The sequence below is a fragment of the Mycolicibacter terrae genome, from assembly GCF_010727125.1.
Taxonomy (GTDB): domain Bacteria; phylum Actinomycetota; class Actinomycetes; order Mycobacteriales; family Mycobacteriaceae; genus Mycobacterium; species Mycobacterium terrae.
Genome location: NZ_AP022564.1, coordinates 2546644 through 2559595 on the forward strand (window position 1 = coordinate 2546644; position 12952 = coordinate 2559595).

Genomic DNA, 12952 nt, shown 5'->3' on the forward strand with positions numbered 1-12952 from the left:
CGATTGCGCGGGTCGCGTCCAACTGGCAAGGTTATTTGCCATGCAGGCAAACGACGGGGAAGGCGGCGTCGACCTGCGGGTGCGGCGTCGCCTGCGTGAGCTGCGCATGCAGCAAGGCCTGACGCTGGAGGACGTGGCCACCCGGGCCCGCATCGACGTCTCCACGCTGAGCCGTCTGGAGTCCGGCAAGCGGCGCCTGGCCCTGGACCATCTGCCCCGGCTTGCCGAGGCCTTGTCGGTCAGCACCGACGAGTTGCTGCGTGCCCCCGAACACCCGGACCCGCGGGTGCGAGGCACCTCCCATACCCGCCACGGCATCACCTACTGGCCGCTGACCCGGCACGGTCCGGCCGGTGGTCTGCACGCCTTCAAGATCCGGGTCAGCGTGCGGCGCCGCCGCCCGGCCGAGTTACCGGTGCACGAGGGCCACGAGTGGATGTACGTGCTGTCCGGCCGGCTCCGGCTGGTGCTCGGCGACGACGACTTTTTGATCGGCCCGGGCGAGGCCGTCGAATTCTCGACCTGGACCCCGCACTGGTTCGGCGCGGTCGACGGGCCTGCCGAGGCGATCATGATCTTCGGCGCCCACGGCGAACGGGTGCACCTGCAAGACTGAGGCCGACTACAGGTAGGCGGTCTGGTTCACCAGCCGCACCGAGGCGGGCCCGTCACCGAAGAACTCGGCGATGCTCAACGACGCCAGATCCAGGTGCAGCCGGTAGAGGATCGCCGGGCCGGCGTCCAGCGCCAGGCGCAGCACGGTCTTGATCGGAGTCACGTGCGACACCACCAACACGGTGGTGCCGGCGTGTTCGGCGATGATCCGGTCGCGTGCCCGCGACACCCGCTGCTGCACCGCGTCGAAGCTCTCCCCCGCCGGAGGCTGCGTGGAGGTGTCCTTCAGCCAGCGCCGGTGCAGCTCCGGGTCGCGGGCGGCCGCCTCGGCGAAGGTCAGCCCCTCCCAGGCCCCGAAGTCGGTCTCGGTCAGGTCCTCATCGACGGTCACGTCCAGGCGCAGCAGCTGCGCCGCTGCGGTGGCCGTGTCATAGCAGCGCTGCAGCGGCGAGCTGATGACCGCGGCGATGCCACCGCGCTGGGCGACATAACGGGCCGCCGCATCGGCCTGCGCCCGGCCCATGTCGGTCAGCGGCGGGTTGCCCCGTCCGGAGTAGCGCCGCTGCACCGACAGTTCGGTCTGCCCGTGCCGCAGTAGCAGCAGTCGAGTGGGCGTTCCGGTTGCGCCCGTCCAGCCGGGAGCCGTTGGCGCCGCAGACTTCCCGGGTCTTTCACCCTCCGATTCCACCGGCTCGCCCGCGGCCGGCGCGGCCGCGGCCGGCGCGGCCGCGGCGTCCATCGCAGCGTTGGCCAGCCGGTCGGCGTGCGAGTTCTTCTCCCGCGGAATCCAGCTGTAGCGGACGTGGTCGAACTTCGACGCCAATTCGCGGGCCTGCCGGTGCAGTGGGATCAGGTCCGGATGCTTGACCTTCCACCGGCCCGCCATCTGCTCGACCACCAGCTTGGAGTCCATGAAGACCGCAACCTCTGCGGCGCCCAACCGTGCCGCCTCGGTCAAACCGGCGACCAGGCCGCGGTATTCGGCCACGTTGTTGGTGGCCACACCGATCGACTCCCGGGCTTCGGCCAGCACCTCGGCGCGATCCGCGGACCACACCACCGTTCCGTAGCCGGCCGGCCCCGGATTGCCGCGCGAACCGCCGTCGGCCTCGACGATGACCTTCATCCCACGACCCTCATCGCCCGAGCACTACCCGAAGTCCTTGACCCGCAACAGAATCGCACTGCATTCCGGACAGCGCAGCACCTCCTCCGGCGGAGCGGCCGAGATCCGCGCCAGCTCACCGCGGTCGATCTCGATCCGGCAGGCCCCGCACTGGCCGCCGCGGAGCGGTCCCGCCCCGATGCCGGCAGACGCCCGCTGTCGTTCATAGAGCGCCAGCAGCGCACCGTCGAGCGCTGCGACCAGCTCCTCACGGCTCGCCGCGCGTTGCGCGCGGGTGGCCTCGATCTCGGTAGACGCGGTGTCCAAGCTCTGCTGTACCCGGGCCAGGTCGGCGGCCAGTCCCTCGACCCCGGCCGCCTCGGCGGTCGCCTGGGCCTGCAGTTGCTCGCGCTGCTCCAGCAACTCCAGCAGCGAGTCCTCCAGGCTGGCCTGCCGCCGCTGCAGGGTCTCCAGCTCATGCTGCAGATCGACGACCTGCTTGGCGTTGGTTTGCCCCGAGTCCAGCAGGGCGCGGTCGCGATCCTCGCGCTGGCGCACCGCGTCGATCTCCGACTCGAAGCGGGCGGCCTGGGCGTCCAGGTCCTCCAACGCCAGTTCCAACGCGGCCAGCCGATCGGCGGCGGCGGTGTGCTCACCCTGGAGACGCTCGAGGTCCTGCCGCTCGGGAAGATGACCGGCCCGATGCGCGATACGGGCCAGCTCGGCATCGAGCTCCGACAATTCCAGAAGCGAACGTTGCTGTGCGACTTCAGCTTTCATCGGCGGTCTCCTTCGAGCGCAAGATTCCAGGGGTCGGTGCGCAGTGCGCTGACCCGCACCGGGAGGGCCGCACCAAAATGTGAACGCAGGACATCTGCGGCCTGCCCGCACCACGGGTATTCGCTGGCCCAGTGCGCCACATCGACCAACGCCACCGCCGAGGCGCGGGAGTGCTCGTCAGCCGGGTGGTGACGCAGATCCGCGGTGACGTAAGCCTGAGCGTCGGCCCTGGCCGCCGCGTCCAGAAGGGAATCCCCGGCTCCGCCGCAGACCGCGACCCGCGACACCGGCAGATCCGGATCTCCCGCCGCGCGCACTCCCCACGACGTGGCCGGCAGTCCGGCGGCGACCCGGGCCACGAAGGCGCTCAGCGGCTCCGGCGCCGGCAGCGTGCCGATCCGGCCGATCCCGACACCGGCGGGCAGCGGCTGCAACGCGAAGACGTCGAATGCCGGCTCCTCGTAGGGATGCGCGGCCAGCAGCGCCGCGCGGACCCGGGCGCGGGCGGATGCCGGAGCCACCACCTCGACACGGTCCTCGGTGACACGCTCGACCGCACCCACCTGACCGATCGCCGGTGCCGCTTTGTCGCCGGGCAGGAACTGCCCCGTCCCGGTCACGCTCCAGCTGCACTGCGCATAGTCGCCGATGTGTCCGGCCCCGGCGGCGAACACCGCGGCCCGCACCGCCTCGGCGTGCTCGATCGGGGTGTAGATCACCCATTTGTCGGTGTCGGGAGCCCGGTTGGCCGGTTCCAGTACGGCCTGAACGGTCAGACCCAGCGCCTCGGCCAGCGCATCCGATACCCCGGGGGCGGCCGAGTCGGCGTTGGTGTGGGCGGTGAACAGGGCACGCCCGGAACGGATCAGCCGGTGGATCAGGGCCCCCTTGGGCGTGCTCGCCGCCACGGTGTCCACCCCGCGCAACAGCAGCGGATGATGGGCCAGCAGCAGGCCGCCGTCGGGAACCTCGTCGATGACCGCCGCCGTGGCGTCGACCGCGATCGTCACCGAGCCCACCACGTCGTCCGGGTCGCCGCAGACCAGCCCGATCGAATCCCAGGACTGGGCCAATTCCGGCGGGTAGGCGGCATCGAGCACGTCGATGACATCAGCCAGCCGCGCGGTCACACTCCAAGACAGTAGTGCGCCACCCGGCGGGCCTGCCGCCCACGTCGGGGACAATGGGGCCGTGACCCGCACTACCACTGTCAGCGCCGAGCTGGTGATCTTCGACCTGGACGGCACCTTGACCGACTCCGCCGCCGGGATCGTCGCCAGCTTCCGCCACGCGCTGGAGCACATCGGCGCACCGGTGCCCGACGGTGATCTCGCCGAGCGGCTCGTCGGCCCGCCGATGCACCACACGCTGGCGGCGATGAGCCTCGGCGAGCAGACCGACGCGGCGATCGCCGCCTACCGCGCCGATTACACCAGCCGTGGCTGGCAGATGAACACCATGTTCGACGGCGTCGCGGCGTTGCTGACCGACCTGCGGGCCGCCGGGGTCCGGTTGGCCGTAGCCACCTCCAAAGTCGAGCCGACGGCGCGCAAGATCCTGGCCCACTTCGGGCTGGACGGGTATTTCGAGGTCGTCGCGGGTGCCAGCGTCGACGGCACCCGGGCGGCGAAGTCGGAGGTGCTGGCCCGCGCGCTCGAGCAATTGACGCCGCTGCCGGCCCGGGTGTTGATGGTGGGCGACCGGCGTCACGACGTGGAGGGCGCGGCCGCGCACGGTATCGACACGGTGCTGGTCGGCTGGGGTTACGGGCGGTCCGACTACGACGACGACGGGGCCGGTTCCCCGATTCCCGACGGCCCGCTCGCTCGGGTGCAGACCATGGCCGAGTTGCGGGAGGTGCTCGGTGTCTGACCCGGCGCTGCATGTGACGTTCGTCTGCACCGGCAACATCTGCCGCTCCCCGATGGCCGAGAAGATGTTCGCCCACCAGCTTGCGCAGCGCGGCCTGGGTGAGCTGGTGCGTGTCACCAGCGCCGGGACCGCGGATTGGCATATCGGCAAACGCGCCGACGAGCGCACCGACCGGGTGCTGCGCGCGCACGGCTATCCGGTGGAGCACAGTGCTGCACAGGTCGGCGCCGACCACATGGCCGCCGACCTGGTGGTGGCCTTGGGGCGCAACCACGTCTGGCTCCTCGAAGGTCTGGGGGTGCCGGCCGAGCGGATCCGGATGCTGCGGTCCTTCGATCCGCGTTCGGGTGCGGCCGTGCCCGACGTCGACGATCCCTACTACGGCGGCCACGACGATTTCGAGCGGGCTTTCACCGTCATCGCAGCCGCACTGCCGGGCCTGCATGACTGGGTCGACGCCCAGCTGGCGTCCGGCGAGGGCGGCTGATGCGGCGCCTGGCCTTCCTGCTGCGCCCGAGCTGGCTGGCCCTGGCGGTGGTGGTGTTGGCCTTCGCCTATCTGTGCTTCACCGTGCTGGCGCCGTGGCAACTGGGCAAGAACACCACCACCTCACGCGCCAACAGCCAACTCGAACGCGCGCTGACCGCGCAACCCGTGCCGCTGACAACGCTGCTACCGCACCAGGATTCGTCGGCACCGGATGAGCAGTGGCGGCCGGTGACCGCCACCGGACATTACCTTGGCGAGGCGCAGGTGCTGGTGCGGCTGCGGCTGGTCGAAGGTGTGCCGGCCGTCGAGGTCCTGACGCCGTTCGCGGTCCGCGGCGGGCCGACCGTGCTGGTCAACCGCGGCTATGTGCGCACCGACGACGGCGGCTCGCGGATGCCGCAGATTGCGCCGCCACCGGACGGGCAGGTCACGATCACCGCGCGACTGCGGGATTCGCAGGGGGCCATTCCGGGCAAGAACCCGTTCAGCGAGAACGGTTTCCGACAGGTGTACTCGATCAACACCGAACAGGTAGCGGCGCTGACCAAGGTTCCGCTGACCGGCTCCTATCTGCAACTGGTTGAGGGGCAGCCCGGCGGATTGGGGTTGATCGCGCTACCGCGCCGCGATAACGGGCCGTTCCTGTCCTACGGGATCCAGTGGATCGCGTTCGGGATCCTCGCCCCGATCGGACTGGGTTACTTCGCGTTCGCCGAGGTGCGCGCGCGGCGGTCGGAGAGATCGACCGCCGAGGTCGACGCGGCCCCCGATGCCGGACCGGATACCGATGAGCCGGCGGCGCCGATGACCGTCGAGCAGAAGCTCGCCGACCGGTACGGCCGGCGCCGCTGAGCCGCTTGATGTCAGAGCCGTTCGATATACCTACCCCATGATCTGGGGATTGCTCGTCAGAATGCTCACCGGAGCGGTGGGCACGGTGCTCGCCACCGTCGCGCTGTGGGGTGCGGTGGGGACCGCCTCGGCCGATCCGGGGATGCCCGGCGGACCGGAGACGCATTGCCAAGGGTATGGGCTGGGTAATAGTGCGATGGCTTGCGATGACCCAGTCCAGCCGGACGGCACCTGGCGGCGGTGCGTTCAGTGGCAGCCCCAGCCGTTCTTCGATGGCTCGGGGGGTATCGGAGGGTTCCTGCCGGGCGGCAGCGACTGCATGACCTTGGGCGGCGCTAATCCGCCGCCGAATCCTTTCACCCCGCAACAACACATCGACGGCTGAGAAGTTCAGCGGGGCCAACTGCCCGAGTGCGGCGTACCGGCCCCGGTGTTCGGGCATACTCCAGCCATGGAGCAGTGCCGATGAAACGGACCACCAAGATCGTCGACCTGTTGAACCCCGCCGCGATGCTGATGCCGGCCGCCAACGTGATCATGCAGTTGTCGCTGCCCGGGGTGGGCTACGGCGTGCAGGAAAGCCGGGTGGACTCCGGCAACGTGTACAAGCATCCGTTCAAGCGGGCCCGCACCACCGGCACCTACCTGGCGGTGGCCGCCATCGGCACCGATGACGACCGGGCGCTCTACCGTGCCGCCGTGGACACCGCACACCGGCAGGTGCGTTCCACGCCCGAAAGCCCGGTGCGTTACAGCGCGTTCGACCCCGAGCTGCAACTGTGGGTGGCGGCCTGCCTGTACCGCTACTTCGTCGACCAACACGAGTTCCTGCACGGCCCGCTCGACGACGCGGCCGCCGACGCGGTCTACGCGGACGCCAAGAAACTCGGCACCACGTTGCAGGTGCGCGATGAGATGTGGCCGGCCGATCGCAAGGCGTTCGAAGAGTATTGGAAGCAGGCGCTGCACGAGCTGCGCATCGATCCGCCGGTGCGTGAGCATCTGCGCGGGGTGGCGTCGATGGTGTTCCTGCCCTGGCCGCTGCGGCTGGCCGGACCGCTTAACTTGTTCGCGACGACGGGGTTCTTGCCCGCGGAGTTCCGCCAGATGATGCAGCTGGATTGGTCGGCGTCGCAGCAACGCCGGTTCGAATGGCTGCTGTCCGCGCTGAGGCTGGCCGACCGGCTGATTCCACACCAGGCCTGGGTGCTGGGTTATCGGGCATATTTGTGGGACATGCGTTTTCGGGCCCGAAACGGCATGCGCGTCGTCTAGCGCGCCGGCGCCGTGCCATCCTGGGCTGATGGTGAACATCTCGGGTGTGGGGATCTGGAGTGCGCCGCTGCGCTACGGCGATCAGGGCGAGGCCGCCGAGGCGGCCGCCGAGCTGGAGGAGTTGGGCTTCGGCACCCTGTGGATCCCCGATGTCGGCGGCCCGCTGTTCGACGCGGTGGCCAATCTTCTCACCGCGACGCGGCAGGCGGTGATCGCCACCGGCATCTTGAATCTGTGGATGCACACTCCGGCCGACGTAGCCGCCTCCTACGCGTCGCTGACCGCGGCCCACGGTGATCGGTTCCTGCTGGGGATCGGTGTCAGCCACGCCCCGCTGATCGACGCCGGGGATCCCGGTCGCTACCGGCGGCCGCTGCGCGCGATGACCGCCTTCCTCGACGGCCTCGACGCCGCCGACGCCCCCGTCCCGGTCGGGTCCCGGGTGCTCGCGGCACTGGGCCCGAAGATGCTCGACCTGGCCGCCGCCCGCAGCCGCGGTGCCCACCCCTATCTGAGCACCCCTGAGCACACCCGGTTCGCCCGGGAACAGCTGGGGGCGGGCCCATTGCTGGCGCCCGAACAGACCGCAATCCTGTGCTCTGACCGCGCGGCGGCCCGCGAGATCGGTACCGCATGGCTGGCCTCGTACCTGGCGCTGCCCAACTACGCCAACAACCTGCTGCGCTCGGGATTCTCCACCGACGACATCATGGGAGTCAGTGACCGGCTGTTCGACGCGCTCATCGCCTGGGGAACCGTGGAGGCCGTGACCAAGCGGATCGCCGAGCACCGGGACGCCGGGGCCGACCATGTCTGCGTACAGCTGCTCGAGGCAGACCCGCGGGCCTTCCCGCGTGAGCAGTGGCGCCGGCTGGCCGCCGCCCTGAGCTGACCCTGGGCTAGGCGGACAGGATGATCAGCAGGGCGATGATCCCGATCAGCACCGCCAAGCCCGCCCACAGCGTGGCCCGGCCCCCTGACGTGGCCCTGGAGCGTCCCGTCGGCGTCGGCTGCGGACTGGTCGTCGGCGGCACACCCCATTTGCCGGTGGGCACCGCGCCGGGTGTGTCTGGCGGCGGCGGTGGCGTGGGATCTTGGTCCGGACTCGGGTAAGTAGTCATGGCCGGGTGCATTGACCGTCGACGCCGGCGTCAAACCCAGGCATTGCCTTTAGATGGTGGGCGCGGACGGTATCGAACCGCCGACCGCTGGTGTGTAAAACCAGAGCTCTACCACTGAGCTACGCGCCCCTGCCTCGGGCAGGTTACCCGGCAGAATGCCGGGTGCCCAAAACAGCGAGATTGCGCTGATGCAGGAAACAACCGTGAAAGGCCTGCGTCAATGCAATCTCGCGGCGGAAAACGCCGAGGAACTACCCCTTCACGGCGGCCAGCGCGTCGACCCACAGCTTCTGGTCGCGCGCCTCGCCGGGCGCCTTCATCTCGGCGAACCGGATGATCCCGGATTTGTCGATGACGAACGTGCCGCGATTGGAGAATCCGGTTTCGGAGTTGAACACCCCGAACGCCTCGCTGACTGCGCCGTGCGGCCAGAAATCGGAGAGCACCGGGAACAGGAATCCGCTCTCGGCGGCCCAGACCTTGTGCGTGGGCGGCGGGCCGACCGAGATGGCCAGCGCCACGCTGTCGTCGTTGACATAGCTGGGCAGGTGATCGCGCAACTGGTCCAGCTCGCCCTGACAGATGCCGGTGAAGGCCAGCGGGAAGAACACCAGCAGGACGTTCTTGTCACCGCGGTAGTCGCTCAGGGTGACCAGCTGCTGATCCTGGTCCTTGAGGGTGAAATCAGGAGCTTCGGTACCGACTTCCAACATCAACGTTTTCCCATCCTTGATTTGGGTTGAACCAGTCGACTGGCACTCCAGTCGCCGAGATTGACCGACGAGGTCGGCATCAGGCCGGCGGTCGGCGCCGACTCCGCGATCTCGGCGGGCTGGACATGGCCGGACTTGCCGGTCTTGGGCGTCAGCACCCAGATCACGCCGTCGTCGGCCAGCGCGGAGATCGCGTCCATCAGAGTGTCGACCAGGTCCCCGTCGCCGTCGCGCCACCACAGCAGCACCACGTCGACCACCTCGTCGGTGTCTTCGTCGAGCAGTTCACTGCCACAGGCCTCTTCGACGTCGACACGGATGTCATCGTCGGCATCCTCGTCCCAGCCGAACTCCTGGATCAACTGCTTGCTCTGGATGCCCAGCTTGCGGGCGAAGTTCGGGGCGTTGTCCGCCGCGACCACCGTGTGACCTCCTTCAACCATCAGCGCGCCGTGTGTTGGGCATCATCGTTGCACAGCACCGCGAGTCACTCGCGGGCGAATCACCGGGTCCGCGGGGATCGGTGACCTCAGAAGGCTCGGCACAGCTGCATCCCCTTCTCCCTGGCCCGGTTGAGTTCGTCCTTGCGGGCGTTGTACACCGAGACCGGCGCCTTGGCGGAAATCGCGTTCGCCACCCCGCGCGCGGCTTCGGAATACGTGGTGAACGCGTCCTTGAGCTCCGTCGACAACTTCTCATTGATGGCGCCGGCCACTTCCTCGGCGCTGTGGTTGAGCGCCTCGACCGCCGGCCCGGCGGTTCCGGGGATGTCGCCGCCGTTGTTGAACGCCTCCACGTATTTGTTCACGGTGTCGACGGCGTCACTGCTGCTGGAGGCGAACCGGCCGCATGCGCCGCGCACCGCCTGGGTCGTCATCGACTGCTGACGCTGGGTCTCGCGGATACTCGACGTCGCCTCCGAGGCCGACACCGATGCCGAGACCGAGGAGCGGTACGCCGGCGCCGCCGAGGTGTCCGCCTCCGGGGTCCCGCCGATGATGCTGGTACAGCCGACGACGCCCATCACGACCGCCGCGGTTCCACCGGCCACCAGCGCAGCCAGCCGGGCGTGTCGCCGCGCCCGCCCCCGCGGGACGGTCCGCCATCCGGTCAGCACATCGTCAAACGTTACCGCCTAGACGGTGGCAGGCCGAGATCAACCCACCCCACCCGCCACTCACCCACCGCCGGTCCCGGGCCCGGTGGGGCAGGATAGAAAAGACGGGGCCGACGAAGCGATCGGTCCGGTGTCGTTCTGGCCACAAGCCGGAAGACACGACTTCACCTCCAAACCAAGGAGTAATGCGGTGACAACCGAGGCCGTGCACCAGGATCTGGGCAATAAACCAAGCGGCGCAAGCGAATCCGACCGGGTCCGGGTGATCCGCGAAGGTGTGGCGTCCTACCTTCCCGACATCGACCCGGAAGAGACCTCCGAATGGCTGGAGTCCTTCGACCAACTGGTGGCCCGGTCCGGCCCGACCCGCGCCCGCTACCTGATGCTGCGGCTGCTGGAACGCGCCGGCGAGCAGCGGGTGGCGATCCCGGCGCTCACCTCCACCGACTACGTCAACACCATCCCGACCGAACTGGAACCCTGGTTCCCCGGCGACGAGGACACCGAACGCCGCTTCCGCAGGTGGATCCGCTGGAACGCCGCGGTGATGGTGCACCGCGCGCAACGGCCCGGGGTCGGCGTCGGCGGGCACATCTCGACCTACGCCTCGTCGTCGACGCTCTATGAGGTCGGCTTCAACCACTTCTTCCGCGGCAAAGACCACCCCGGTGGCGGAGACCAGGTGTTCATCCAGGGCCACGCCTCCCCCGGCATCTACGCGCGGGCGTTCCTGGAGGGCCGGCTGAGCACCGACCAGCTCGACGGTTTCCGTCAGGAGCACAGCCACCCCGGTGGTGGCCTGCCGTCCTACCCGCACCCGCGGCTGATGCCCGACTTCTGGGAGTTCCCCACGGTGTCGATGGGGCTGGGTCCGATGAACGCCATCTACCAAGCCCGTTTCAACCACTACCTGCACGACCGCGGCATCAAGGACACCTCCGACCAACACGTGTGGTGCTTTTTGGGCGACGGCGAGATGGACGAGCCGGAGAGCCGCGGCCTGCTGCACGTCGGCGCGCTGGAGGGCCTGGACAACCTGACCTTCGTGATCAACTGCAACCTGCAGCGCCTGGACGGGCCGGTGCGCGGCAACGGCAAGATCATCCAGGAGCTCGAGTCGTTCTTCCGCGGGGCGGGCTGGAACGTGATCAAGGTGGTCTGGGGCCGCGAGTGGGACGCCCTGCTGCACGCCGACCGGGACGGCGCCCTGGTCAACCTGATGAACGTCACCCCCGACGGCGATTACCAGACCTACAAGGCCAACGACGGCGGCTATGTGCGGGAGCATTTCTTCGGCCGCGACCCGCGCACCAAGGCCCTGGTCCAGGATCTGTCCGATCAGGACATCTGGCACCTCAAGCGCGGTGGGCACGACTACCGCAAGGTCCATGCGGCCTACCGTGCGGCCGTCGAACACAAGGGCCAGCCGACCGTCATCCTGGCCAAGACCATCAAGGGCTACAGCCTGGGCAGCTACTTCGCCGGCCGCAACGCCACCCACCAGATGAAGAAGTTCCGCCTGCAAGACCTCAAGGACTTCCGCGACGAGATGCGAATCCCCATCTCCGACGCCGAACTCGAGGAAAACCCGTACCTGCCGCCGTACTACCACCCCGGCGAGAACACACCGGAGATCCGCTACCTGCTGGACCGCCGGCACAGCCTCGGCGGCTTCGTTCCACACCGCCGCACCCAGGTCCGGTCGCTGCCCCTGCCCGCCTCCGACGCGTACGCGGCGGTCAAGAAGGGATCGGGCAACCAGGAGGTCGCCACCACCATGGCGACCGTGCGGGTGTTCAAAGAACTGTTGCGGGACAAGGAAATCGGGCCGCGTCTGGTCCCGATCATCCCCGACGAGGCGCGCACCTTCGGGATGGACTCGTGGTTCCCGTCGTTGAAGATCTACAACCGCAACGGGCAGCTCTACACCTCCGTCGATGCCGATCTGATGCTGGCATACAAGGAAAGTGAAATTGGCCAGATCCTGCACGAGGGCATCAACGAGGCCGGCTCGACGGCCTCCTTCACCGCGGTCGGGACGTCGTATTCCACCCACGACGAGCCGATGATCCCGATCTACATCTTCTACTCGATGTTCGGCTTCCAGCGCACCGGCGACGGCCTGTGGGCGGCCGCCGATCAGATGGCGCGCGGTTTCGTTCTCGGCGCCACCGCGGGCCGCACCACACTGACCGGCGAAGGCCTGCAACACGCCGACGGGCACTCACTACTGCTGGCCAGCACCAACCCGGCGGTGGTCTCCTACGATCCCGCGTTCGCCTTCGAAGTCGCCCACATCATCGAAAGCGGGCTGGAGCGCATGTTCGGCGCGAACCCGGAGAACGTGTACTTCTACATGACCATCTACAACGAGCCGTACGTCCAGCCGGCCGAACCGGACGGCTTCGACCCGGAAGGCCTGCTGCGCGGCATCTACCGCTATCAGAAGGCCTCGGGGTCGGGCGCCCACACCGCCCACATCCTGGCCTCGGGGGTGGCGATGCCCGAGGCGCTGCGCGCTGCCGAGCTGCTGGCCGCCGACTGGGAGGTGACCGCCGACGTGTGGTCGGTGACCAGCTGGGGCGAGCTCAACCGCGACGGCGTGGCGGTCGAACGCGAGCGGTTGCGCCACCCCGAGCGCCCAACCCAGGAGCCCTACGTGGGCCGCGTCCTGTCCGAGGCACTGGCGGACAAGCCCGGCCCGGTCGTCGCGGTGTCGGACTGGATGCGCGCGGTACCCGAGCAGATCCGGCCCTGGGTGCCCGGCACCTTCGTCACCCTGGGCACCGACGGGTTCGGCTTCTCCGACACCCGCCCGGCCGCGCGGCGCTATTTCAACACCGACGCGGAGTCGGTGGTGGTCGCGGTACTGGCCGCGCTGGCCCGCGACGGGGCCGTCGAGGCATCGGTCCCGGCCACGGCCGCGACCCGGTACCAGATCGACGACGTGCTGGCCGCCCCGGAGCAGACATCCGACTCGGGTGTCGCCTGACACAGACTTGTTGGGATTGGC

15 protein-coding genes and 1 tRNA gene are annotated in these 12952 nt (G+C 69.0%); 8 read left to right on the plus strand and 8 right to left on the minus strand.

Annotated features, from left to right (window positions below; genetic code table 11):
- Positions 1-40: 40 nt before the first annotated feature.
- On the plus strand, positions 41-616 hold the full coding sequence (locus G6N23_RS12290) for a type II toxin-antitoxin system RelB family anti-toxin (RefSeq protein WP_085261074.1): 576 nt from the start codon (positions 41-43) through the stop codon (positions 614-616).
- Positions 617-622: 6 nt separating this feature from the next.
- On the opposite strand, the gene G6N23_RS12295 is transcribed toward G6N23_RS12290, so the two are convergent.
- The 3 genes from G6N23_RS12295 to G6N23_RS12305 are packed head-to-tail and all read right to left on the minus strand — an operon-like array spanning position 623 to position 3630.
- A complete protein-coding gene (locus G6N23_RS12295; RefSeq protein WP_085261075.1) occupies positions 623-1741 on the minus strand; it encodes a bifunctional RNase H/acid phosphatase in 1119 nt (372 codons plus the stop codon).
- 24 nt (positions 1742-1765) lie between these two features.
- Positions 1766-2500, minus strand: a complete 735-nt coding sequence (locus tag G6N23_RS12300) for a zinc ribbon domain-containing protein (RefSeq protein ID WP_085261076.1) — start codon at positions 2498-2500, stop codon at positions 1766-1768.
- Entirely contained in the window at positions 2497-3630 is a 1134-nt protein-coding gene (locus G6N23_RS12305) for a Nif3-like dinuclear metal center hexameric protein (RefSeq protein ID WP_085261077.1), read from the minus strand. Before G6N23_RS12305 ends, G6N23_RS12300 begins: the two co-directional genes overlap by 4 nt.
- A 61-nt stretch (positions 3631-3691) precedes the next feature.
- Between G6N23_RS12305 and G6N23_RS12310 the strand changes: the two genes are divergently transcribed.
- From G6N23_RS12310 to G6N23_RS12335, 6 genes are all read left to right on the plus strand, one after another.
- Complete coding sequence (locus tag G6N23_RS12310; RefSeq protein ID WP_234808625.1) at positions 3692-4372, plus strand: HAD-IA family hydrolase; 681 nt, start codon at positions 3692-3694, stop codon at positions 4370-4372.
- On the plus strand, positions 4365-4859 hold the full coding sequence (locus G6N23_RS12315) for a low molecular weight protein-tyrosine-phosphatase (RefSeq protein WP_085261079.1): 495 nt from the start codon (positions 4365-4367) through the stop codon (positions 4857-4859). Before G6N23_RS12310 ends, G6N23_RS12315 begins: the two co-directional genes overlap by 8 nt.
- A complete protein-coding gene (locus tag G6N23_RS12320; protein ID WP_173675014.1) occupies positions 4859-5713 on the plus strand; it encodes an SURF1 family cytochrome oxidase biogenesis protein in 855 nt (284 codons plus the stop codon). The genes G6N23_RS12315 and G6N23_RS12320 overlap by 1 nt, the downstream gene beginning before the upstream one ends.
- Positions 5714-5750: 37 nt before the next feature.
- Entirely contained in the window at positions 5751-6098 is a 348-nt protein-coding gene (locus tag G6N23_RS12325; RefSeq protein WP_085261081.1) for a CDGP domain-containing protein, read from the plus strand.
- A gap of 80 nt (positions 6099-6178) precedes the next feature.
- Positions 6179-6988, plus strand: coding sequence for an oxygenase MpaB family protein (locus G6N23_RS12330; RefSeq protein WP_085261166.1), 810 nt, complete (start codon positions 6179-6181; stop codon positions 6986-6988).
- A 31-nt stretch (positions 6989-7019) separates the two neighbouring features.
- On the plus strand, positions 7020-7880 hold the full coding sequence (locus tag G6N23_RS12335; RefSeq protein WP_085261167.1) for an LLM class F420-dependent oxidoreductase: 861 nt from the start codon (positions 7020-7022) through the stop codon (positions 7878-7880).
- A 7-nt stretch (positions 7881-7887) separates the two neighbouring features.
- On the opposite strand, the gene G6N23_RS12340 is transcribed toward G6N23_RS12335, so the two are convergent.
- The 5 genes from G6N23_RS12340 to G6N23_RS12360 form a co-directional block, all read right to left on the minus strand.
- Entirely contained in the window at positions 7888-8043 is a 156-nt protein-coding gene (locus G6N23_RS12340; protein ID WP_157997523.1) for a hypothetical protein, read from the minus strand.
- Between the two features lie 120 nt (positions 8044-8163).
- Positions 8164-8238: transfer RNA gene (locus G6N23_RS12345), tRNA-Val, on the minus strand.
- A 122-nt stretch (positions 8239-8360) separates the two neighbouring features.
- Positions 8361-8822, minus strand: coding sequence for a peroxiredoxin (locus tag G6N23_RS12350; RefSeq protein WP_085261082.1), 462 nt, complete (start codon positions 8820-8822; stop codon positions 8361-8363).
- Positions 8822-9244 (minus strand): DUF3052 domain-containing protein, encoded by a 423-nt coding sequence (locus tag G6N23_RS12355; RefSeq protein ID WP_085261168.1) that lies wholly within the window; start codon positions 9242-9244, stop codon positions 8822-8824. Before G6N23_RS12355 ends, G6N23_RS12350 begins: the two co-directional genes overlap by 1 nt.
- 107 nt (positions 9245-9351) lie before the next feature.
- Positions 9352-9939 (minus strand): Rv2240c family protein, encoded by a 588-nt coding sequence (locus G6N23_RS12360; RefSeq protein ID WP_234808626.1) that lies wholly within the window; start codon positions 9937-9939, stop codon positions 9352-9354.
- A gap of 190 nt (positions 9940-10129) precedes the next feature.
- Between G6N23_RS12360 and aceE the strand changes: the two genes are divergently transcribed.
- Entirely contained in the window at positions 10130-12931 is a 2802-nt protein-coding gene (aceE, locus tag G6N23_RS12365) for a pyruvate dehydrogenase (acetyl-transferring), homodimeric type (protein ID WP_085261083.1), read from the plus strand.
- The last annotated feature ends 21 nt before the right edge of the window (positions 12932-12952 follow it).

Coding starts and splice junctions, on each gene's coding strand:
- G6N23_RS12290 (WP_085261074.1), top strand. CDS start 41: ATGCAGGCAAACGACGGGGAAGGCGGCGTCGACCTGCGGGTGCGGCGT.
- G6N23_RS12295 (WP_085261075.1), bottom strand. CDS start 1,741: ATGAAGGTCATCGTCGAGGCCGACGGCGGTTCGCGCGGCAATCCGGGG.
- G6N23_RS12300 (WP_085261076.1), bottom strand. CDS start 2,500: ATGAAAGCTGAAGTCGCACAGCAACGTTCGCTTCTGGAATTGTCGGAG.
- G6N23_RS12320 (WP_173675014.1), top strand. CDS start 4,859: ATGCGGCGCCTGGCCTTCCTGCTGCGCCCGAGCTGGCTGGCCCTGGCG.
- G6N23_RS12325 (WP_085261081.1), top strand. CDS start 5,751: ATGATCTGGGGATTGCTCGTCAGAATGCTCACCGGAGCGGTGGGCACG.
- G6N23_RS12330 (WP_085261166.1), top strand. CDS start 6,179: ATGAAACGGACCACCAAGATCGTCGACCTGTTGAACCCCGCCGCGATG.
- G6N23_RS12350 (WP_085261082.1), bottom strand. CDS start 8,822: ATGTTGGAAGTCGGTACCGAAGCTCCTGATTTCACCCTCAAGGACCAG.